Annotated in this window: 20 protein-coding genes; 9 read left to right on the top strand and 11 right to left on the bottom strand. The window is 71.1% G+C overall.

What is annotated here, in order from left to right:
* Position 1: 1 nt before the first annotated feature.
* The 3 genes from AB0B50_RS04445 to AB0B50_RS04435 all read right to left on the bottom strand — a co-directional run bounded on the left by AB0B50_RS04445 (position 2) and on the right by AB0B50_RS04435 (position 2,272).
* Positions 2–922: a glutamate ABC transporter substrate-binding protein gene (locus AB0B50_RS04445; protein ID WP_362325434.1), complete on the bottom strand. Its 921-nt coding sequence runs from the start codon at positions 920–922 to the stop codon at positions 2–4.
* Positions 923–937: 15 nt separating this feature from the next.
* Positions 938–1,681 (bottom strand): amino acid ABC transporter ATP-binding protein, encoded by a 744-nt coding sequence (locus AB0B50_RS04440; RefSeq protein WP_362325431.1) that lies wholly within the window; start codon positions 1,679–1,681, stop codon positions 938–940.
* Between the two features lie 144 nt (positions 1,682–1,825).
* The gene (locus AB0B50_RS04435) at positions 1,826–2,272 is read right to left on the bottom strand and encodes a DUF6278 family protein (protein ID WP_362325428.1); all 447 of its coding nucleotides are present in this window, start codon (positions 2,270–2,272) and stop codon (positions 1,826–1,828) included.
* A gap of 261 nt (positions 2,273–2,533) precedes the next feature.
* Here AB0B50_RS04435 and AB0B50_RS04430 point away from each other — a divergent pair, with 261 nt between their 5' ends.
* The 3 genes from AB0B50_RS04430 to AB0B50_RS04420 are packed head-to-tail and all read left to right on the top strand — an operon-like array spanning position 2,534 to position 3,813.
* On the top strand, positions 2,534–2,680 hold the full coding sequence (locus tag AB0B50_RS04430) for a hypothetical protein (RefSeq protein ID WP_362325425.1): 147 nt from the start codon (positions 2,534–2,536) through the stop codon (positions 2,678–2,680).
* A gap of 42 nt (positions 2,681–2,722) precedes the next feature.
* Complete coding sequence (locus AB0B50_RS04425) at positions 2,723–3,343, top strand: PRC-barrel domain-containing protein (RefSeq protein ID WP_362325423.1); 621 nt, start codon at positions 2,723–2,725, stop codon at positions 3,341–3,343.
* A complete protein-coding gene (locus AB0B50_RS04420) occupies positions 3,343–3,813 on the top strand; it encodes a hypothetical protein (RefSeq protein ID WP_362326778.1) in 471 nt (156 codons plus the stop codon). The genes AB0B50_RS04425 and AB0B50_RS04420 overlap by 1 nt, the downstream gene beginning before the upstream one ends.
* Here the strand turns inward: AB0B50_RS04420 and AB0B50_RS04415 are convergent.
* Positions 3,788–4,648: an ABC transporter permease gene (locus AB0B50_RS04415; RefSeq protein WP_362325420.1), complete on the bottom strand. Its 861-nt coding sequence runs from the start codon at positions 4,646–4,648 to the stop codon at positions 3,788–3,790. The genes AB0B50_RS04420 and AB0B50_RS04415 overlap by 26 nt on opposite strands.
* Positions 4,645–5,556, bottom strand: a complete 912-nt coding sequence (locus AB0B50_RS04410) for an ATP-binding cassette domain-containing protein (RefSeq protein ID WP_362325417.1) — start codon at positions 5,554–5,556, stop codon at positions 4,645–4,647. Before AB0B50_RS04410 ends, AB0B50_RS04415 begins: the two co-directional genes overlap by 4 nt.
* Positions 5,557–5,688: 132 nt before the next feature.
* On the opposite strand from AB0B50_RS04410, the gene AB0B50_RS04405 reads away from it, so the two are divergent.
* The 3 genes from AB0B50_RS04405 (at position 5,689) to AB0B50_RS04395 (ending at position 9,717) form a co-directional block, all read left to right on the top strand.
* The gene (locus AB0B50_RS04405) at positions 5,689–7,050 is read left to right on the top strand and encodes a histidine kinase (RefSeq protein WP_362325414.1); all 1,362 of its coding nucleotides are present in this window, start codon (positions 5,689–5,691) and stop codon (positions 7,048–7,050) included.
* Positions 7,047–7,709: a response regulator transcription factor gene (locus AB0B50_RS04400; RefSeq protein ID WP_362325411.1), complete on the top strand. Its 663-nt coding sequence runs from the start codon at positions 7,047–7,049 to the stop codon at positions 7,707–7,709. Before AB0B50_RS04405 ends, AB0B50_RS04400 begins: the two co-directional genes overlap by 4 nt.
* Before the next feature lie 235 nt (positions 7,710–7,944).
* Positions 7,945–9,717, top strand: coding sequence for an SGNH/GDSL hydrolase family protein (locus AB0B50_RS04395; RefSeq protein WP_362325408.1), 1,773 nt, complete (start codon positions 7,945–7,947; stop codon positions 9,715–9,717).
* Positions 9,718–9,741: 24 nt separating this feature from the next.
* Here the strand turns inward: AB0B50_RS04395 and AB0B50_RS04390 are convergent, their stop codons facing one another.
* From AB0B50_RS04390 to AB0B50_RS04370, 5 genes are all read right to left on the bottom strand, one after another.
* The gene (locus AB0B50_RS04390; RefSeq protein WP_362325405.1) at positions 9,742–10,521 is read right to left on the bottom strand and encodes an exodeoxyribonuclease III; all 780 of its coding nucleotides are present in this window, start codon (positions 10,519–10,521) and stop codon (positions 9,742–9,744) included.
* Positions 10,522–10,551: 30 nt separating this feature from the next.
* Positions 10,552–11,220 carry an MBL fold metallo-hydrolase gene (locus AB0B50_RS04385; RefSeq protein WP_362325402.1) on the bottom strand — a complete coding sequence of 223 codons (669 nt, stop codon included), beginning with the start codon at positions 11,218–11,220 and terminating at the stop codon, positions 10,552–10,554.
* A 12-nt stretch (positions 11,221–11,232) separates the two neighbouring features.
* Positions 11,233–12,528: a 4-carboxymuconolactone decarboxylase gene (pcaC, locus tag AB0B50_RS04380; protein ID WP_362325399.1), complete on the bottom strand. Its 1,296-nt coding sequence runs from the start codon at positions 12,526–12,528 to the stop codon at positions 11,233–11,235.
* Between the two features lie 148 nt (positions 12,529–12,676).
* A complete protein-coding gene (locus AB0B50_RS04375; protein ID WP_362325397.1) occupies positions 12,677–14,761 on the bottom strand; it encodes a tetratricopeptide repeat protein in 2,085 nt (694 codons plus the stop codon).
* Positions 14,758–17,196 carry an FxsB family cyclophane-forming radical SAM/SPASM peptide maturase gene (locus tag AB0B50_RS04370; protein WP_362326775.1) on the bottom strand — a complete coding sequence of 813 codons (2,439 nt, stop codon included), beginning with the start codon at positions 17,194–17,196 and terminating at the stop codon, positions 14,758–14,760. Before AB0B50_RS04370 ends, AB0B50_RS04375 begins: the two co-directional genes overlap by 4 nt.
* A gap of 356 nt (positions 17,197–17,552) precedes the next feature.
* Here AB0B50_RS04370 and AB0B50_RS04365 point away from each other — a divergent pair, with 356 nt between their 5' ends.
* Positions 17,553–18,104 (top strand): GNAT family protein, encoded by a 552-nt coding sequence (locus tag AB0B50_RS04365; protein WP_362325394.1) that lies wholly within the window; start codon positions 17,553–17,555, stop codon positions 18,102–18,104.
* Between the two features lie 57 nt (positions 18,105–18,161).
* Here AB0B50_RS04365 and AB0B50_RS04360 read toward each other — a convergent pair whose 3' ends face one another.
* Positions 18,162–18,485 (bottom strand): hypothetical protein, encoded by a 324-nt coding sequence (locus AB0B50_RS04360; RefSeq protein ID WP_362325391.1) that lies wholly within the window; start codon positions 18,483–18,485, stop codon positions 18,162–18,164.
* A 275-nt stretch (positions 18,486–18,760) separates the two neighbouring features.
* On the opposite strand from AB0B50_RS04360, the gene AB0B50_RS04355 reads away from it, so the two are divergent.
* Both AB0B50_RS04355 and AB0B50_RS04350 read left to right on the top strand, forming a co-directional pair.
* On the top strand, positions 18,761–20,770 hold the full coding sequence (locus AB0B50_RS04355) for a TerD family protein (RefSeq protein ID WP_362325389.1): 2,010 nt from the start codon (positions 18,761–18,763) through the stop codon (positions 20,768–20,770).
* 32 nt (positions 20,771–20,802) lie between these two features.
* Positions 20,803–21,777: an ornithine cyclodeaminase family protein gene (locus AB0B50_RS04350; RefSeq protein ID WP_362325387.1), complete on the top strand. Its 975-nt coding sequence runs from the start codon at positions 20,803–20,805 to the stop codon at positions 21,775–21,777.
* The last annotated feature ends 10 nt before the right edge of the window (positions 21,778–21,787 follow it).

The raw sequence follows: 21,787 nt of genomic DNA, 5'->3' as shown, positions 1-21,787 counted from the left end.
CTCAGCTCGCCGGGTAGCGGTCGATGGCGGGCGGCTGCGGCGCCGGGACCCCGGAGAGGCCGAGCGTGGCGTCGTAGGCCTTCTTCCAGTCGCCGTCCTTCTCGCGGGCCGCGAGCGCGTCGTCGATGGCGAACCGCAGGGCGTTGTCGCCCCGGGGGACGCCGATGCCGTACGGCTCCTTGGAGAACGGCTTGCCGACCAGCTTGAGTTCGTCGGGCACCTTGGCCGCGTAGCCGATCAGGATCGCGTCGTCGGTGGTGACGGCGTCGACCTGATAGGTCAGCAGGTTGTCGACACAGACCGAGTACGTGTCGTACGCGACGAGCGTGGCCTTCGGGTAGTCCTTCTGGATGCGCTGGTACGGGGTCGACCCGGCCGCGGAGCAGACGCGCTTGCCGTCCAGGTCCTGGGGGCCGTTGATGTCGTCCTCGTCCTTGCGGACCAGCAGGCCCTGGCCCGCCATGTAGTACGGGCCGCCGAAGCCGACGAGCTTCTTGCGGTTGTCGTTGATGGTGTAGGTGCCGACGTAGTAGTCGATCTGCCCGTTCTGCAGGGCGGTTTCGCGGTTCGCCGACGCGATGGTCTTGAACTCGATCCGCTGGGGGTCCAGGCCGAGCGACGCCGAGATCATCTTGGCGATCTCGATGTCGAAGCCGGAGTACGTCCCGGTCGCGGGGTCCTTCTCGCCGAGGTAGGGCTGGTCCTCCTTGGCGCCCACGATGAACCGGCCGCGATTCTTGGCCTTCTTCCAGGTCCCGGAGTCGGGCAGCTGGAAGCCGGTGGCCACCTGGTACTTGGGCAGCTGTTCGGCCGAAGGGCCCTTGGTCGGCGGGCTGCCGTCCTTGCCGCAGGCCGCGGAGGCGCAGGCGGCGAGGACGAGCGCCGCGAGCAGACGTGTCGTACGCGTGGTGTGTCGCTTCATGAGCACGTCCCCCCGTCAGTGCTTGAGGATCTTGGAGAGGAAGTCCCTGGCGCGCTCGCTCTCCGGGTGGGTGAAGAAGTCCTCGGGGGCCCTGTCCTCGACGATGCGGCCGTCGGCCATGAACACGACGCGGTTGGCCGCGGAACGGGCGAAGCCCATCTCGTGGGTGACGACGACCATCGTCATGCCGTCGCGGGCGAGCTGCTGCATGACCTCGAGGACCTCGTTGATCATCTCGGGGTCGAGGGCCGACGTCGGCTCGTCGAAGAGCAGCGCCTTGGGGTCCATGGCCAGCGCACGGGCGATGGCCACGCGCTGCTGCTGGCCGCCGGAGAGCTGCGCCGGGTACTTCTCGGCGTGCGCGGACAGGCCCACGCGCTCCAGGAGTTCATGGGAGCGCTTGTCGGCCTCGTCCTTCTTGCGGCCCCGTACCTTGACCTGCGCGAGCGAGACGTTCTGGAGGACGGTCTTGTGCGCGAAGAGGTTGAAGGACTGGAAGACCATGCCGACCTCGGCGCGGAGCTTCGCGAGGGCCTTCCCCTCCTCGGGCAGCGGCTGCCCGTCGAGTCTGATCTCTCCCGACTGGATGGTCTCGAGCCGGTTGATCGTCCTGCACAGTGTTGATTTGCCCGACCCCGACGGGCCGATGACCACGACCACCTCCCCCTTGCCGACGGTGAGGTCGATGTCCTGGAGGACATGCAGCTCTCCGTAGTACTTGTTCACATCACGCAGCTCGATCAACGGATCGACGGCCATGGCAAGACCTGCCCACTCTCAGCTGTGTACGTCCGCGCAAACTATCCACGTGAAAACGGGACTTACTGGACGACACGCACGTATGGGCATTAACCGTATTTGAGGCAATTACGGCCGCTTCGACTGCGTTCACGACCGCGTCGGTTACGTTTCGGAGGCCTCGGCGTAGACCTGGGACAGCTCGGGCGCCCCCTGCACCGCCCAGTCGAGGCCCGCCTCGACGACCGGGATGTCCCGGCCCGACTTCAGCCGCACGACCGGGCTGCCGCCCGGCCACACGTGCCAGGCGGCGCCCGGCACCGTCCGCACGACGACGGTGCCCAGGTAGAGCCCCGCGTCGTTGCCGAGCCAGGGCAGCATCTCGGGGTCGTCGCGCCAGCGCGGCAGGAGCTGGTCGAGGGCGGCCAACGACGCCGGGGAGTCGTCGAGTTCGAGGCCCGCGGCGTTCGCCTGGGAGCGCAGCAGCTCGCACTCGGAGAGCAGTTCGGCCACGCCTTCGGGATCCTCCGCGAACACGGCCGCGAGCCCTTCCTCGGCCCGCTCCGCCGCCGAGTGCCGCCTGCGCCAGTTGTCGAGGAACGGGATGTGCATGATCGGCCTCTCCGTCGGGGGCGCCGCCGGATGCGCGGCCGGGCGCGGATTCCGTGTGTCCAAGAATGTATCTTGCATCAGTTCATCACGGAATCATGCGAATCACGCCGTACGCTCACGCGCCATCCGCAGGGGCGAGGCGGAGGGGCGGCACGTGCCGACTGCCTTCAACTCCCGGGTGCGCTCCGACCGCTGGGTGACGGGTCGGCCCTGAGGGGTACCCGCGGGTGCCCGAGGGTCGAACCGGGAGGTGGACGGTCGATGGAGTGGTGGGTCTGGTTCGTTGCCGTGGTCGTCGTGGTGGGGCTGCTGGGGGCCGCGGTGTTCGGGGTGCAGGCGCGGCGGCGCGGCGGGGGTGTGGTCGTGGTGCGGCGCGGCGGGCGGCCCGGCCGGAGGCGTGTGCGATGAGCTTCCCGAGGGGTGCGCGATGAGTGTCCGGAGGGGTGTGTGATGAATGTGCTGATGCGGGCCTCGCGGCTCACCAAACGCCCGGTGGTCACGCTCGGCGGCGAGGCGGTCGCCCAGGTCAAGGACGTGGTGCTCGACGCGGCGGGCGGCCGGATCGCCGGGTTCACGCTGGCCGGGCGCGGCCTGCTTTCGGGGCCGCTGCGCAAGAGCCTGCCGTGGGCGGGCGTGTACGCGCTGGGCGTGGACGCCGTGATGATCGCCTCGGCGGAGGCGCTGGAGGACAGGTCCGCCGTGGCCTCCGGGGAGGAGGCATCCGGCGGCCTGGTCCGCGGGGCCGGTGTCCTCACGGACCAGGGGGTGCGTGTGGGCACCGTGGTCGACGTGGTGGTCGAGGCGGGCGCGGAGGGCCGGATCGTCGGCGTCGAGATGTCCGCCGCCGAGTCGACGGGGCGTCATGAGCACACGCTCTTCCTGCCGTTGGACAGCCGGCCCGCCATGACGGGCGACACCTTGATGGTCCCCGCGCACGACATGGAGCGTGCCGTCGAGGACCTGGACGGGCTGGCCGCCGCGGTGCGCCGCAAGCGGCTCACCGAGAAGGAAGGCGACAACGGCAAGGACGGGCCCGAGGTCATGGGTACCGGTGAGGGGCGGATGCCGTGATGCTGCTCAGCGAGACCGTGGGACGGCCGGTCGTCAGCGCGTCGGACGCCACGCGCGTCGGCACCGTGGCGGGCGTCGTCGTCGCCCCGGAGGCCGCCCGGATCACGGCCGTCCGCCTGGACGGCGTCAAGGGCAGGGGCGACGTCGTGGCCTGGGCGGACGTGAGCGCCCTTGGCCCGGACGCGGTCGTGGTCGGATCGGCCATGGCGGCCCGCTACTCCTCCGCGGGCTCGGCCAAGGCCCAGAACCTGCTCGGCAAGCGCCTGTTGACGGAGCTGGGCGAGTCCGCGGGGACACTGGCCGACGTCTCCTTCGACCCGGAGTCGGGCCTCGTCGAGGCACTCCACACCTCACGCGGCGTGCGGCTCCCGGGCGGTGGCCTGCTCGGCATCGGGGCGTACGCGGTGGTGGTGCGTGCCCTCACACACCCCGGCGGTCCACCCCTCACACGTCCCGGCGGTCCACCGTGACCACGGCGGTCGCGGCCGCCGCCAGGGGCCAGAGGGCCAGGACACCCCACGCGCCCGTGGACGTCCACGGATAGAGGGCGTCCGTGGTGTTGATCTCGGCCAGGCGCAGCCACGCCTTGTACGGCATCGCGTGGCCGACGACGGCCGTCCAGTAGCGATCGTCGCTCAGGGCGATGGGGAGCAGGAGCAGCAGGACGAAGCAGGAGACGAGCGTGGCGCCGCTGTGCCGCAGGACGGCGCCGAGCGCCATGCCGACCAGCGCGGAGACCGGTGCGAGCAGCGCGGAGGCGACGACCAGATGCCAGGCTCCGGGGTGGTCGATCGGGACGCCGACGCCCTTGGTGGACAGGATCGCCTGGGTCAGCCAGAAGGAGCAGCACGCGACGAGCGCGCCGAAGCCGGTCATGACGGCGGCGACCACCAGGACCTTGGCGGTCATCAGCGACCGCCGGGCGGGCACGGCCGCGAACGTCGTCCGGATCAGCCCGGTCCGGTACTCCGCGACCAGGCAGAGCGCGCCGATCGCACCGGTCGAGAGCATCAGGACCACAACCGCGTTGACCGTGAAGGCCTCCTGCAGCGGGATTCCCGCCCTGATGAACTCCGCCGCGTCCTCGGCGCTGTTCCGCGACCAGTAGCGGTGCGTGTCGTACGCCGTACCGGCGTTGATGGCGACGACCGCGAGCCCGGCGATCAGCAGGGACCAGAGCGTGGAGCGCGGCGCCCACAGCTTCAGCCACTCGGCGGCGAGGAGGTCTCCGAAGCGGGGGCGCTCCTGTGCGGCGGCCCCGGCGGGAGCGCGGCCCGCGTCCCGAGCGGTCGTGGTGGACGTCATCGGGGCTCCCCTGCCAGGTATTCGACGCTGTCGGCGGTCAGTTCCATGAACGCCTCCTCCAAGGAGGCGGTGCGCGTGGTGAGTTCGTGCAGCAGGACGCGGTGCCGCAGGGCGAGTTCGCCGACGCGCGGCGCGTCCAGGCCGGTCACCACGAGCCGTCCGTCCGCCTCGGCGGCCACCGACGCGCCCTCGGCGCGCAGCAGCCGTGTCAGCGCGGCGGCGCCGGGTGTCCGTACCGTCACGGCCGCGCGCCCGGAGCGGGCCGCGAACGCGGCGAGGTCCTCCGCCGCGATGAGTTCGCCACGGCCGATGACGACCAACTGGTCGGCGGTATGCTCCATTTCGGACATCAGGTGACTGGAGACGAACACGGTGCGCCCCTCGGCCGCCAGTCGCCGGAACAGCCCGCGGACCCACTGCACGCCCTCCGGGTCGAGGCCGTTGAGGGGCTCGTCGAAGAGCAGCACCGGAGGGTCGCCGAGCAGCGCGGCGGCGATCCCGAGGCGCTGACGCATGCCGAGGGAGAAGCCCCCGACGCGGCGCCGTGCCGCGTCCGCGAGGCCGACCTCGCCGAGGACCGCGTCGACCCGCGAGCGCGGGATGCGGTTGCCTCGGGCCAGGACGGACAGATGGGCCCGCGCGGTGTGGCCGCCGTGCACGTCGCCCGCGTCCAGGAGCGCGCCGACGTGCCGCAGGCCGCGCGCCCGGTCCCAAAACGGCCGCCCCTCGACGGTGACGGATCCGCCGCTGGGGGCGTCCAGGCCGAGGATCAGGCGCAGGGTGGTGGACTTCCCGGCGCCGTTCGGGCCGAGGAAGCCGGTCACCAGGCCCGAACTCACGTGGAAACTGAGGCCGTTGACGGCGGTCTTGGTGCCGTATCGCTTCGTCAGTTCGTTGACTTCGATCACGGGACCACGGTGCCGCGGACCGCCCGCACCCGTCGTCGGACCTGTGCCGACACTTGGGGCGGACGGCTGTCGACCGTGGTTGTACACCCCTGGGCCGATGCTCCGTGCGCGCCCCTTGCCTACGATCGGCGCATGCCAGCCATACCGTCGTCCGCCCTGTCCAGGTACGCCACGCCGGGCGCATGGGCCGCCGCGTCCTGGTGCGTGGGGATGGCCTCCGCCGCGCGCGCGTACACCGGGGCGCCGCTGATGCCGACGGCCGCCGAGGAGAGCCCCACCGGCTGGGACTGGCTGATCGTCGTCGCCGCAGCGGGCGTCGCGCTGTACGGCGGCCGGCTGCTGGGCCGCCGCCCGCTGACGTCCCTCGGGCTGCTGATCGTCGCCTCGTACACCTCGACGCTGGCGATCGGCGAGACGGGCATCGCCTTCCTGCAGTACGCGGCCGTCGACATCGCCATGTGCTACATCGTGGCGACCGGGACGCGCCGGTCCCGCGCCGTCGCCTTCGCCCTGGCGCTCTGTGTCCTGCCCGCGTTCGCGATCCTGCGGCAGCTGCTCGGGCTGCCGTTCCGGCTCCCGCACTCCATCGAGAGCAGCTGGTCGGACTGGCAGATCTACACCCTGCTCGCCGCCGTCGCCTGGCTGGTGGGCAACTCCGTGCGACAGACCCGGGCCTACGCAGAACGGCTCGGCGCGCAGGCCGCCGAGCAGGCCGTCACCGCCGAACGGCTGCGCATCGCGCGGGAGATGCACGACACGGTCGCGCACAGCATCGGCATCATCGCCCTGCAGGCGGGCGCGGCGGCCCGGGTCGCCGAGACCCAGCCGACCGCGGCGCGCGAGGCGATGATCGCGGTGGAGCAGGCGGGCCGGGAGACCTTGGCCGGGCTGCGCCGGCTCCTCGGCGCGCTGCGCGAGAGCGACGCCGGGCAGCCGCGGGACACCGCCGGGGCCGCCGGGGCCAGGGCCGGAACCACCGGGGCCGGAACCGCCGCGGTGGAGTCCGCGCCGCTCAGGCCTGCCGCAGGCCTCGCCGACGTGGACCGGCTCGCCGCGGCGACGACGGCCGCGGGGGTGCGCGTGGAGGTGCGGTGGCGCGGCGAACGGCGGCCGCTGCCCACGGACTTGGACCTGTCGGCGTTCCGCATCATCCAGGAGTCGGTCACCAACGTGGTGCGGCACGCGGCCACCACGTCGTGCACGGTGACCGTGGACCACCGCGAGGAGGAGATCGTCATCGAGATCGAGGACGGCGGACCGGGGCACGCCTCCGGCTCCGGCCACGGGACGGGGTACGGCATCATCGGCATGCGCGAGCGAGTCAGCCTGCTGCACGGCGAGTTCAGCGCGGAGGCACGCCCCGGGGGCGGCTTCCGGGTGAGCGCGCGACTGCCGCTTCCGGCCGCGGCGGTGGACACGGCGGGTGCCGACACCGCGGGTGTGGACACGGCGGGTGCCGACACGGCGGGTGCCGACACGGCGGGTGCGCGATGACGATCCGTGTCCTGCTCGTCGACGACCAGCCCCTCGTCCGCACCGCCCTGAGCATGGTCATCACCGAGGCCCCCGACATCGAGGTCGCGGGCGAGGCCTCGACGGGCGACGAGGCGGTCCTGCGCTGCGCCGAACTGCGCCCGGACGTCGTGGTGATGGACATCCGCATGCCCGGCATGGACGGCATCGAGGCCACTCGCCGGATCACGTCGGGCCCGGCCCCCGCGCACGTCGTCGTGCTGACCACGTTCGACGACGACGAGTACGTGTACGGGGCGCTGCGCGCGGGTGCCGCGGGCTTCCTCGTCAAGGACATGGCCCTGGACGACATCCTGGCCGCGGTGCGCGTCGTCGCGACCGGCGACGGCCTGATCGCGCCGAGCGTCACCCGGCGCCTCATCAGGGAGTTCGCCGGGCACCCCGCGTCCGCTCCTTCGCGCGGCGCGGCACACGTCGCAGGCATCACGGACCGCGAGCGCGAGGTCCTCACGCTGGTGGGCCGCGGCCTGTCGAACACCGAGATAGCCGAGGAGCTCTGCCTCAGCGTCGCCACCGCGAAGACGTATCTGACCCGGCTGCTCGCCAAGCTCGACGCCCGTGACCGGGTGCAGCTGGTGATCATCGCGTACGAGAAGGGGCTGGTGTCGGCCGATCGCTGAGCGGACGGCAGTCGAGCGGCCCGCCACCCGGCGCGGACCTCGGCCCCTTGCCCTCCCTCGCCCTCTTGCCCCCTCGGCCCCTTGCCCCCTCATCCCCTCCCCTGAACCCCCGCCCCGTCAGGGCGAGTTCGCGCGCAGTTCACGCGCGACTCATTGACGCGCCTCCGACGCCTCCTTAGCTTCATGGCGCATCCGTCGTCATCACCCGGATCACCACACGCGGGAGGGGTCTGTCGTGCGCCGACACATCTGGGGAACGGCCGCCGTGCTCACCCTGTTCACGGGCCTCGTCCCGGTGGCATCGGCCCAGGCCGCGGCCCCGCACAGACCCGGGCCGCTCCCCCTGGAGCGGCTCTTCGACAACAGCGCGGTCAGCGACGACGCCCGCCCCGCCGAGGCGGACTTCGACGGGTCGGGCGGCTCGCTCTCCGCGCGTGACCTGTCCGCCGCCGGCTGGACTCCCGGGCGCCCACTGGCCGTTGACGGGGCGCGGCTCACCTGGCCGCGCACGGCGCCGGGCGCGCCGGACAACGTGCGCGCCGACGGCCAGTCCGTGCGGGTGCGCGGCCGCGGCGACGCCCTGGCCTTCCTCGTCGCGGGCACGGGCGGCGAGGCGAGCGGCACCGGCACGGTCCGCTATCGCGACGGCTCGCGCGGCACCTACCGCCTCACCGCGCCGGACTGGCGCTCGGGCCCGCAGGCCACGAAGGCCGTCGCCCTGCCGCACATCAACACGCCCGGGGGCCAACTCGCCGAGAAGGCACGGCTGTACGTGGTGACGGTGCCGCTCGCCCGGGGGCGCGAGGTCGCCTCGGTGAACCTGCCGCGCGATCCCGGCGCCGCCGACCTGCATGTGTTCGCGCTGTCGGTGCGGGCGCCCGCCAAGGGCTGGACGGGCACCTGGTCGGCGTCGACCGCCGGATACACGGCGGTGGGCCCCTGGAGCGACCGGACCGTACGCCTGGTCGTGCACACGAGCACGGGCGGGCCGCGGGTGCGGATCCGGCTCGACAACACCTTCGCGGCGGCTCCGGTGCGGATCGGCAGTGCGACGGTGGCGGTGCAGGAGTCCGGGGCGGCGGCGCGGGGCGAGCCGCGGCGGCTGTCCTTCCGGGGCTCTCCCGGCACCGAGATCCCCGCGGGCGCCCAGGCGTTCAGCGATCCCCTCGACTTCGACGTGCCCGCAGACGCGAACCTCCTGGTCAGCTTTCATCTGCCCGACCATGTGACGACGGCACCCGTGCACAGCCAGGCCATCCAGCGCTCGTACGTCAGCGGCCCCGGCGACCACGCGGCGGACGGCTCCCCCGCCTCGTACACCTCGACGATCACGACCTGGCCGCTGCTCACGGGCGTCGACGTGGGCGGCGGGCCCGGGTCGGTGGTGCTGCTCGGCGACTCGATCACCGACGGCGTGAAGTCGACGCAGGACGCCAACCACCGCTGGCCCGACGTGCTGGCGACGCGCCTGTTGAACCAGTCCGACGTGCCGCGCTACGGCGTGCTCAACCAGGGCATCTCCGCGAACCGCGTGGTCGCCGACCGCTACCCGGGCGACGGCGTCTCCACCGACACCGGCGGCGTGAGCGCGCTGCACCGCCTGGACCGCGACGTCCTGGCCCAGACATCGGTGCGCACGGTCGTCGTCTTCGAAGGGGTCAACGACGTGCGCTGGGGTGCCGGTTCGGACCAGGTGATCGCAGGGCTGCGGGAGATCGCGGACCGCGCCCACGCGCGGGGGCTGCGGGTGGTCGCCGCGACGATCGCGCCGTGCGAGGGCGAGAGCCTGTGCACACCGGCGGCCGACGCGCGGCGCCGGGCGGTCAACGACTACATCCGCGACAACGACGACTACGACGCCGTGCTCGACTTCGACGCCGTGCTGCGGGATCCCGCGCACCCGGCGCGGATGTTGCCCGCCTATGACAGCGGGGACCATCTGCATCCGGGCGACGCGGGGCTCGCGGCGCTGGCGGAGTCGGTGGACCTCAGGAAGCTGGCTCCCTGAGGCCGTGCTCACCGAGACCGTGGGTCACACGTCCAGGTCCACCACGACCGGCGCGTGGTCGGAGGCACCCTTGCCCTTGCGCTCCTCGCGGTCCACGTACGAGTCGGTGACGGCCTTCGTGAAGGGCTCGTTTCCGTAGACGAGGTCGATGCGCATGCCCTTGTTCTTGGGGAAGCCGAGCTCGCGGTAGTCCCAGAAGGTGAACGGGTGGGCGTACTTGAGGGGGCGCGGGACGACGTCCGTCAGACCCGTCCCGCGCAGGGCCGCGAGGGCGGCGCGCTCGGCCGGGGTGACGTGCGTGGCGCCGACGAAGCGGGCGGGGTCCCAGACGTCGTCGTCGGTCGGCGCGACGTTGAAGTCGCCGAGGACGGCGAAGGGGCGCGGGCCCGCCGCGTCCTCGGTGACGGCGGCCTTCAGGGCCTCGAACCACTGGAGCTTGTAGGCGTAGTGGGCGTGGTCGACCTCGCGGCCGTTGGGCACGTACACCGACCAGACGCGGACGGGGCCGCAGGTCGCGGAGATGGCGCGGGGTTCGTCCGCGCCGTCGTACGCGGGGCCGCCCGGGAGGCCCTTGACCACGTCTTCGAGGCCGACCTTGGAGACCAGCGCGACGCCGTTCCACCGACCTGTCGCGTTCACCGCCGACTCGTAGCCCAGCTCGCGGAGCTCGGCGGCGGGGAACTGCTCGGCCGTCGTCTTGGTCTCCTGGATGCACAGCACGTCCGTGCCGGTGCTCTCCAGCCAGGCCAGGAGCCTCGGCAGACGTGCGGTGATCGAGTTCACGTTCCAGGTCGCAATGCGCATGCCTCACAACCTACCGGGCGGCACTGACAGTCACAGATCGGCCGACTCCCCGGGCGTCAGCCTCAGGTGCTCGGCGCCGCCCAGGGCACCGATCTGGTTGTCGTAGATCGGCCGGGCGAGGTCGGTGAGGAGCGCGTCGTGGATGTCGTAGGCGCGCCGCGGCTTGATCTCGCGCACGTAGTCGATGACCTCGGAGATCTTGTTCCAGGGGGCCATGACGGGAAGCATCAGCGTCTCGACGGGGTGGTCGGGCACGGTCAGCGCGTCGCCGGGGTGGAAGACCGAACCGTCGACCAGGTAGCCGACGTTGGTGATGCGGGGGATGTCCGGGTGGATGACGGCGTGCAGCTCGCCGTGGACCTGGACGTCGAAGCCCGCGGCCGTGAAAGTGTCGCCGTGCCCGACGGTGTGCACGCGCCCGGGGAAGGTCGCCGAGATCTGGTCCGCGACGGACTTCAGGGTCCAGATCTCGGCGCCGGGGCGGGCCGCCATGGCGGCCCGCAGCCGGTTCTCGTCGAAGTGGTCCGGGTGCTCGTGCGTGACGAGGATCGCGTCGGCACCGAGCGCGGCGTCGTCCTCGCTGAAGACTCCGGGATCGATGACGAGCGTGCGACCGTCCTTGACGAGACGCACGCACGCGTGGGACTTCTTCGTGAACGTCGTGCGAGGGCCGTGGTCGTTGCTGGGGGAAGTCGTCATGCCCCCATCCTGCTACTCCTGCGGCGTGGTTTCCTCGCGGATCACGGTCTGCGCGACCTTGAACGCGGCGTTGGCCGCGGGGACGCCGCAGTAGACGGCGGCCTGGAGCAGGACCTCCTTGATCTCGGCCGGGGTGAGGCCGTTGCGCAGCGCGGCCCGGGTGTGGAAGGCCAGCTCGTCGAGGTGACCGCCGGCGACGAGCGCGGTGAGCGTGACACAGCTGCGGGAGCGGCGGTCCAGTCCGGGACGGTTCCAGATCTCGCCCCAGGCGTAGCGCGTGACGAGCTCCTGGAAGTCCCCGGAGAAGTCGTCGGCGGAGGCGAGCGCCCGGTCGACATGCGCGTCGCCGAGCACCTCGCGGCGGACCTTCATCCCGGCGTCGTACGGATCGGCCCTGACCCCTGCGGCCTCGGGCTGCTCCCTGGGGGCGGCGATCTCGGCCATGGGGGCGACGGTCGGCGGGGCGAGGACCGGTTTGACGGGCGGCGCGGTGATGGCGGACTGCCCCGCCATCGTGTCGCCCGTGGCCTGCCAGGCGGACGAGAAGTGGCGTACGAGGAGATCGGTGACCGCGACGGGCTGCTCGACGGGCGCGAGGTGCGAGGCGCCGGGCACGACGGCGAGCCGCGCATCGGGGATGCCCGCGACGAGGGTGCGGGCCTCGCCCTGCCCGGTGACCTGGTCCTCGGACCCCACGAGCACCAGCGTCGGCACCCCGACCCTGCCGAGCTCGGCGCGGACGTCGAAGGCGGCGAGCGCCTCGCAGGCGGCGATGTAGCAGCCCGGGTCGGTGGTGCGCACCATCTGCACGGCCCAGTCGGTGATCGCGGGCTGCGCCGCGGCGAAGCCGGGCGTGAACCAGCGCTCGGGGGCGGAGCGCGCGATGGGATCGAGACCATTGCTGCGCACGATGACGCCCCGCTGGCGGAACTCGTCGGCGGTGCCGAACCGCGGCGAGGCGGAGATCAGCGCCAGCGAGGCGACGCGCTGCGGGTGCCGGAGGGCGAGCTCGACGCCTATGGCACCGCCGAACGCGCATCCCGCGTACCCGAAGCGCTGCACCCCCAGCTCGTCGAGCGTCGCGAGCAGCCGCTCGGCGAGCTCCCCCACGGACCCGCAGGGGTGCGCGGGCGCCCCGCCGTGGCCGGGCATGTCGAAGCGGAACACCCGCCAGTGCCGGCTCAGCTCGGGTATCTGCCGGTCCCACATGTGCCATGTGGTGCCGAGGGAGGAACCAAGGACCAGGACAGGGGCATCTTCTGGGCCGTCAAAGCGGTATTGCAGGGTTTCAGTCTTCGTCTCGCTCACCTGCTCACGCTCCCACATCCCGCGAAGTCCCACGGGCGGGGGTCGTCGGCCTCTACCGAACCACCCCCAGGTTTCCACCGCGAGGCACGCGTCGCGGGCGCCCCGCAGCACACGCGATTCGCGCTCAGTCCGCACTTCAGTCCGCACTTCAGTCCGACGAATCCTCCATGCCCTCAAGACAGCGCCGGACGTCCTCGACGAGCGGATCCTGGAGTTCGGCGAGGATGACAACCGCCTGGGACAACGCCTCGGACGCCTCGGCGGGGCGGTCGGCCGCGGCGAGCTGTTTGCCCAGCGCGAAGAGCGAGCAGGCCAGCCCGAAGCGGTCGCCGACCCGCTGACGTACCTCGATGGCCCGGCGGTACCACTCGATGGCCTCGCTCGCCCGGCCTGCCTCGCGGCACACGTCGCCGAGCCCGTGCAACGACTTGGCCTCCGTGGGCAGATCGGCCGTCGCACGTGCCCCGTCGAGGGCCCGTTCGAACTCGATGTACGCCTGGTCGGGCCTGCCCAGGGCGAGTTCCAGGGCACCGATCTCGGTGAGCGTGATCGAAGCGCCCCGCTGGTCCCGGGTCTCCTGCTGGATCGTCAGCGCCTGACGCTGCCGTTCCAGCCCTTCGGCGTGCCGTCCCAGCAGCCTCAGCGTCCAGCCCAGGTTGTAGATGCTGATGGCCTCCCAGTGGCGGTCCTCGATGTCCCTGCTGATCCGCATCGCCTCGGTGAAGTGCCCGAGCGCGTCCTCGTGGCGCTCCAGGTCGGATTCGGCCCCTCCGAGGCAGATCAGGCTCCAGGTCTCGGCCCATCGGTCGTTCTCCCTGCGCGCCGCGTCGACCGCGATCGCGCACAGTTCGTACCGGTATGTGCCGCGCCTCTGCAGACGGAGGAAGTAGACCAGCGCCACCGGAAGCTTCCACGCCACGTCGTCGAAGCCGAGCTCGACGGCCTGGTCGACGGCGCGCACGAGGTTCGGCAGTTCGGCATCGCACCAGGCGAGTGCCGGAGCGGGACCGGGGAAGGGCGCGGCGGCCGGGTCCGTGCCGCGGTCCAGCGGCACGTGCTGCCGTTCAGGCGCCAGTACGCGATCGCAGGCGTCCACTCTCCGGAGGTAGTAGGAGAACTCCCGGCGCAGCGCGCCCAGCCTCTCCGAGGGCGTCTCCTCGTCCGCCGCCCGCTCCCGGGCGTAGTCGCGGAGCAGGTCGTGATACCGGTAGCGCCTGCCGCCCAGTTCCTCGAGCAGGTTGACGGCGCCCAGCGTCTCCAGGATGCGACGGGTCTCGTTCTCCGGGCGGCCGATCAGCGCGGCGGCCGCCGGGAGGGAGAAGTCGGGTCCGGCGTGGAGGGCGAGCAACCGGAATGCCCTGCCGACCGAGGGGGGCAGCCCCTGGTAGGACCACGAGAACACGATGCGGGCCTCCGTTCCGCTGTCCAGCGTGGAAAGCGTTTCGAGTCGATCACTGTCGCGGGTCAGGTCCTCGACCAGCCCTGTCAGGCTGGTCGCCGCGCTCGCCCTTTCGGCGGCGATCCTGACGAAGAGCGGCATACGACCGCAGCGGAGCACGAGTTGCGTCGAACTCCGCTCGTCCTGGTGGCCCGAGAGCCGCTGGAACAGCTGAACCGCCTCCGGGGTGGGCAGCGGCATGACGCGCAGCGGTGTGGCCCCGTCCACCGCGGTCAGGCTGTCCAGCCGGTTTCTGCTGGTGACGAGCGTGAAGCAGCCCGGCGACGACGGGAGCAGGGGGCGTACCTGGTCGGCGCTCCGTGCGTTGTCCGCCACGACCAGCAGCCGCTTTCCGTTGGCCAGGGAGCGGAAGAGCGCCGACAGGGCGTCCAGATCCCCCACCGCCCAGTCGGCCGACGAGTTCAGGGCGAACAGGAAGCTGTGGAGCACGCCCTCGGGCCGCAGGGGAGCCAGCTGGTCGTATCCACAGAGGTTCACGTACAACTGGCCGTCGGGGAAGGACTCCTGGCTGGCGTGCGCCCAGTGCACGGCGAGGGCGCTCTTGCCCACCCCGGCCGGACCGGAGATCACGGCGATGCCGTTCTCGGCCGCGGCCAGCTCGGTCAGCCTGGCGAAGGCGTCGGTGCGGTCCGTGAAGTGGGTCGCGGCCCGGGGCAGTTGCCTCGGCACCGGCACGAGGCGGTGTCCGCTGTTCACGCCGCCGTAGATGTTCCCGGCCTGGACGACGTTGGTGGCCTGTCCTGTGAAGGCGTGGGGAGTGCCGTCCGCGCTCATGCGCCTTCCCTGGGAGGCCTGCCGCTGGTACGTGTCTTGCCTGTGCCCGCTCCTTCGTACGTACGCGATGCGCCCGAACGGGCAGTGGATGCCAGCCTGTCGACGGTGGCACGCAGGCCGGCCACGAAGCGGCGGCCTGCCGGTTCCATGGGCACCTCGGCCGCGAGGGTGTCCACGGTGATGTCCGCCCGGTTCAGGTACCGCTGGTGGGCCTTCGCGGCGGCATCTCGGTGCTCGCCCCGCCCGATCGGGCGCGTGTTCCGGACCGAACGCGCCTGCCACAGCTCCGCGAGAGCCACGTGGCCGTACAGGGCGTGCAGGGCCTGCCGGGCGGGCAGCGGTTCGGGCCACCACGGCAGGGACACCAGGGCGGTTTCCGCGGTGGTCTTCGACGCTGCCTCCGGGGCAGTCGTCGGGGCGTTTTCCGCGGCCGCGAAGAACGCGTACGCGTCCAGCACCGCGGACAGCTTGGCGTGCTGGAACTCGCACAGCAGGGTGGCGGCGGGGTCCGCGGCGGCGCCCCGGGCGGGGCCCGAGGGCAACCGCAAGCCCACCCCTCCGAACGCCCGCCTCGCCACCTGGTGTTGGTGGCAGGCGCCCGGTTCCGGCGCCGTGTCACGGAGCGGGACGACCGCGCGCAGCCCCGCCCTCAGCGTCGCGGCGTAGGCGGGAACCAGCCGCGAGAGTTCGCTTCCCGCGCCGACCAGCGCGGTCCGCCACACCTCCCATTCCGCATCGGAGAGGCGTCCGCGAGCGAGCCGTCCGCCGTCGGCGCGGTACGGGTCGAGGTCCTCGACGGCGACGGGCAGGGGGAAAGCGGTCAGCCGTCTGGTCATGACCGGCTCGCCACCGGTGAGAACGGCCTTCCCGAGCGAGACACCCGCGGTGGGCCCGTCACCCCGTACCCGTAACGCGCCCACGCCCGGCAGGTGGGCCAGTCCGGCCCGCACCGGCAGCGGCAGGCTCGCCGTCACGCCCCCGCGCCAGGCGATGGCAGCGGCGACGCCGGCGATGTGCGCTCTGTCCCGTTCGGCCTCCACCCCGCTGATGAAACATCGGCACCGGTCCGCCCACGCCTGCACGAAGGGGTAGCGCAGGACCTCCAGGGTCTCGTCCGGGCAACGGCCCTCCAGATCGATCAGCAGGTCCAGGCCGTCGGACGCGGCGACGCCCAGGGCCGAGCGGCTGCCCGGCCGGGCAACTGCGCCCGCTATCAAGGTCTTTGTCAGTGTGACCTGCATGTCCTGGAGCGCACGGATACCGTCCGCGGTCCCCGGACCGGCCGCGAACGCGTCGAACGCGCCCTCCGGGAGGTGATCGGTGACATGCGCCCGACCGGCAGCGCGGGAACCGGTCGTGCACGCGAGCTGGGCCGCCGGAATCCGCGCCGACAGGGCCAGGAGGTCGGCGCAGTACACGGAGGGGTTGTCGAAGCCGGTCCCGCGGCGGTAGCGGTGGGCGTAGAGACCTCCGCCGCAGGTGCGCACCACGGGGCAGTCCCTGCAGGTGGCGCACAGGTGCGCGTGGCGCTCGTTGCGCGCCGCGATGCCGGGGTGGGTCACGAGGCTGTCCACGCTGTCGGTGAAGACGGTCATGCCGGTGGCGGGGGCGCCCGCGTAGGCGGTCTTCAGGGAATCGGCCTGTTCCCACGAGCCGTCGGTGTCCACCACCGCGAGACCGACGGGTCCGAGTCCCACCGCTTCGCTCCCGCTGGGTTCCCCCAGGGACGCGGCCGTCAGAGCGTCGAACAGCCGGATGGGAACCGGCATGCCGTCGGCGAGCCAGCGGTCGTGGATACGGCACAGCCAGGTGGCATAGGGGGCCGGTGATTCTCCGTACCGGGGTGGTGGGTGCTCCCATGTCGCGTGCGGCAGCAGGAAGTCGACGCGGGGAGGTGACTCGGCCAGCAGTGCTTCGTAGACGGATATCGGGTCGTTCGCCAGATCGACTGTGCACAGCACCCCGCCGTAGAGATGACGGAAATGTGGCCGCCTCAGCAGTTCGAGAGCCCTGAGAACCCTCGCATGACTGCTGCGACCATTCGCGTATCGACGGTGGAGGTCGTTCGCCACCCGGTCGCCGTCGAGCGATATTCCGACCTGCACCCCGAATTCGTCGAAAAGGGAGCAGAATTTCTCATTGAGCATCACACCGTTGCTCTGGACGTGCAGGCTGAGCCGCACCCTGCCACCCACGACGTCGCGCAGAGTCATGGCTATCTCGCGCAGCCTTTTCACACCGAGAAGAAGCGGCTCTCCCCCGTGCAGACTGATCCGCACGACCGGTGGCCGATGAATTCCGACATGCTCCGCGATACGGAATGCCGCTTGCGCCACGACGTCACGACTCATTGTCCGTGGCTTGTCCCGCCAGCTCTGGTCGGCGTGTTCGTATACGTAGCAGTGGTCACAGGAGAGATTGCAGCCGCCGTGCACCTTCAGGATGAACTGGTCGATGCGGGGAAGCACTCGTCGTCTCCGATTTCCGAATTGAACGCAGCCATCCGCGCGGGCGGTTCGGGGCACGAGAGCAGAGTTTCGGGGTACGAGAGCAGAGTGCGGAACCGCGCAGCCATTGCGGCCGAATCGGAGTCGGAGAGAAGGTCCGCCAGGGTGGCATCTGCGATGTCGGGCAGGGAGCGCCCGGAGACAGCGGTATCGCTCATGGTCACCTTCTGTCACGGAGGAAGGCTGGATCCACGGATTTAGAAGGCCTCAGAATAGCACCGGTTTCCTCTTCTCCACTAGACTTTGCGGGTATTTCAGCATCCCTGCGGCGTAGACTTGATCCGATGAGCATCGAATCGGCACAGGCGTCACAAGTCGCTCTCCGGCTGGTCACGGCAGAGGACGAGGAAAGATTCATCGAGCTGGCCAGGATGAGCGTCGATCTCCATCATCCCTGGGTGGGAATACCGCGTACCCCGAACGGATTCTCGAAATATCTGGCAAGGTCCGACCAGACGAACGCCGCCTGCATGGTGGCCTGCCTGCGGGACCCGGACGACCTGGCCGGAATGATCAATATCAACGACATCGTTCGAGGCTCTTACCAGCGGGGCGTGCTCGGTTTCGCCGCATTTCTCCCCTATGTAGGACGGGGCTACATGTCCACGGGGGTCGCGCTCGCCGTGCATTACGCCTTCGACCAGTTGGGTCTCCACCGACTGGAAGCCGATATCCAACCGGACAACAGGGCCTCGCTGAGGCTCGTTCGACACCTGGGATTCCGAAAAGAGGGCTTCTCTCCCGGTTTCATCAAGATTGACGGAGTCTGGCGCGATCACGAACGGTGGGCCATCACACGAGAGATGAAGCTCCCGCCGGTCGGCGGCGGCGAGTGACGGACCCGCCCCACCGGCCCTACGGTCCCGCCCCACCGGCCTACGGGCCGGCCCGCCCTACTGGATCGTGAACCCGCCATGGATGTCACGGGCCTGAACGACGTTCTTGGCCTGCCCCTGGAACACGTTGGCCACTCCGTCGTTCGCCGCCTGGTTCCACAGGGCCTGGCACTCCTGCCGGAACGCCGGGTCGCGCGTGAACTCCTCGTCGAGGGCCGCCGCCAGTTGCGCCTCGGACTCCGGTTCGGCGGGCGAACGGGAGGCGAAGCGCTCTCTGACCCTCCGCAAGAGGGCCGGCAGAGCGGCCCCGGTGGACTCACCCGCTCCGGTCGCGAAGCCGGCGGCGAGCGCCCCGGCGATAGCAAGCGACAAAGGGTCCATGCGAGCCTCCGAAGTGAGGGCGGCGTGTCCATCATGGGTCCGCGCCACACTGAAATCCATAGGCTCCGGGGCCCTTCCGGCGATTCGTACAGCTGTCGGGGCCCGCCGACCGGCGGAGTTCACGCGGGAGTCGGAGAAGGCCGAAGTCTTGTCATAGTGGCTGGTCCCGCCTCAAGCTCCTATGACAGAGGAGTATTCAACTTCCGTCACCAGGAGGGTCGTTCGGCCTTCGACCGCACCGCCCTTCCCTGCCTCGGGGGGCTCGCGTGCGCGAAATGACCAAAGGTGCCAACACCGCTCTTCCAGCACTGGCCGACGGAGTCGGTTCTCTCATGGTGCGGCTCGGCTGGAGCAGCGCGAGCGGCGAGGGCGACTCCGACGTATCCGTCCTCCTGCTCCGCGAGAACGGGAAAGTAGGCGGAAACGACGACTTCTACTTCTACAACCACCCGGTAGCGACGGACGGATCCGTACAACTGCTGGGCCAGATACCGACGGACAACGGAAGCGAGGACAGGATCAGGCTCGACTTGTCGGCGCTGCCCACCGCGGTGGAGTGCGTCGTCATCGCCGCCAGCCGCTACCGGCGCGCCGTCTTCGGCGAGTTGCAGGACCTTCGCCTCGTCCTCACCGGTGGTTCGGGCGAGGACCTCATCGGCTTCACGATCACGGGGGCGACCGTGGAGAGCGCCTTCGTCTTCGCCGAGATCTACCGACGAGCGGGCGAGTGGAAGTTCCGCGCGGTCGGGCAGGGATACGAGACCGGCCTGGCGGGACTCGCCACGGACTACGGCATCCAGATCGACGAGGACGAAGACCAGGACGTACCGCCACAGCCCGCGTCTGCCGCTCCGGCGACGGCCACGGATCCGCCCCCGGCCCAAGCCGCTACGACACCGGCCCCCGCACCGGCCCCGGCTCCCGACGTCGCCTCCTCCGCGCCTGCTCCCCAGCCTCGTCGTCTGCGTACGGCCAAGAAGAAGGCCCGGCTGCCGAAGGGCCCCGCCAAACCGTCCCTGGCGGAGAACTCCGAGTGGAAGTCGGCACGTCTCTTCCCTCTCTCGTCCTTGAAGAGCGACAAGGACCGTGAGGTGCGGGCAACCTCCATCCTGCTGTCGGTGATGGCTCAGGTGCCGGAGTTCGGCCGCAGGCTCACGGCCGCCTTCGGCGCTCCGGCAGGCCGTATGGAAACCTTCACCGAGGTCGCGCTGCCGAACTCGGACCGCCCACGTCGTCCCGACGGCATCCTTCGTGTCGAACGCGCGGGAAAACTGTGGACTGCCCTCGTGGAGACGAAGACCAACGGCAACCCCCTGAAGGCCGAGCAGGTGCAGGACTACCTCGACATCGCCGTGCGCCGTGGCTACGAAGCCGTCATCACCCTCTCCAACGACGTAGCGCTGGACGGCAGCCCGCTCGTGGAGGTCAGGACCGACTCCCGACGCAAGAACAAGGTCGCGCTCTGGCATCTGTCGTGGGCGGACGTGACGCACCAGGCACAGATGCTCATTCACCATGAAGGCGTCGGCCAAGAGCCGCACGCCTGGCTGCTGCAGGAGCTTCTCCACTATCTGCAGCACGAGAACTCCGGCTGCCACGGCTTCCAGAACATGGGCGCCGACTGGGTCTCGGTACGCAACGGCATCGACGACGAGACCCTCGTACCGGGTGATCCTCGCGCGGTCCGTGTGGTGGAGAGCTGGGAACGCCTGATCCGGCAGGTGTGCCTGCGCCTCGGGGGCGAACTCGGCGAGAAGGTCGTCCCGGTCCAGCGCGCCAAGCGCGGCACCGATCCGCAGTCACGCCGCGCGGTCCTCGCCGAAGCACTGTGCGAGGACGGCCGACTGCACGCCGAGATCAGGATCGACAGCGCCCCCGGCCCCCTGCACCTCACGGCCGATCTGCGGCTGAGCCGACTGCGGACATCGGTCGAGGTGCCCGCGCCCGATCAGGGCTATCCCCTGACCTGGGTGAAGCGCCTGATGAAGCAGCTGGCCAATGCCCCTGCGGATCTGCATGTCCAGACGTTGATGCGTGGTGAAGTACCCGGCCCACGCGGCACGTTGGACAAGCTCCGCCCCGAACCGGCGGATCTGCTGCCGCCCCCCGGTCCCACGGCGGGAGCGGGCTCGGGTTCCGGGTCGGCCGCCAGGATCATGGGCTTCCGTCTCTCGCTCTCCCGGCCCCTGGGCGCCACACGCGGCAATGCCGAATCAGGCTTCATCCGGAGCGTCGATTCGGCAATCGACGTGTTCCATAGAGGAGTGATCACCAGCGTGAGCTGACCCGCACGGACGAAAGGACGGCCCGACTTCCCATGAAGACCCCTCTCTCGCACCAGGAGCAGCCTTCACCGCCCCGTGCCACCCCTCACATCGACGCCGACTCCATGACCCGTCTCGTCCCCATGTCCGCCGCGATCGACGCGCTGGAGGCCGTGCTCGTCGCAGGGCTCGATCCGGCGGCGGAGCCGGCCCGTGGGGTCGTGGAGGTGCCCGGGGGGCAGTTGCTCCTGATGCCGTCGGCCACCGCTTCGTACACCGGCGTGAAGATCGCCACCGTCACGCCGGGCAACGCGGAGCGGGGGCTGCCGCGTATCCAGGGGCTGTATCTCCTCCTTGACGGGGTGACGCACGCGCCGCTGGCCCTGCTGGACGGCATCGCGCTGACGTCGCTGCGTACGCCCGCCGTGTCCGGGGTGGCGATCCGGCATCTGGCCGTGCCCGAGGCCGAGCGGCTGCTGGTGTTCGGGACGGGGCCGCAGGCGTGGGGGCACGTCGAGGCGGTGCGGGCGGTGCGTCCGGCGCTGCGGCACGTCGACGTGGTGGCGCGGAACGCCGAGCGCGTGGCGGCCTTCGTCGAGCGCTGCCGTGCCGCCGGCCTCTCGGCGTCGGCGGCTGCGCCGGAGGACGTGGCCCGCGCGGACGTGGTCTGCTGCTGCACCACCGCGCGCGAACCGCTCTTCGACAGCGCCCTGCTGCCCGACCACGCGACGGTCGCCGCGGTCGGCTCACACGAGCCGGACGCCCGCGAGGTCGACGCCCGACTCGTGGCCCGCGCCACGGTCGTCGCGGAGTCCGCCGACGTGGCCGGGAGGGAGTGCGGCGACCTGGTGCTCGCTGTCGAGGAGGGCGCCTTCGACATGGAACGGCTGCGGACGTTGGACGCCCTGGTGCGCGGCGAGGTGAAGGCCGCGGACGGGCGGCCCCGGCTGTTCAAGTCGGCGGGAATGGCCTGGGAGGACCTGGGCGTCGCGGCGGCCCTCTACGAGGGGTGGAGCGGGGAGAACTGAACCTGGGCGG

It is taken from the genome of Streptomyces sp. NPDC041068 (assembly GCF_040647455.1).
Taxonomy (GTDB): domain Bacteria; phylum Actinomycetota; class Actinomycetes; order Streptomycetales; family Streptomycetaceae; genus Streptomyces.
Note: the sequence above shows the minus strand (reverse complement) of the source record. Positions and strands in the feature narration are given on the sequence as shown.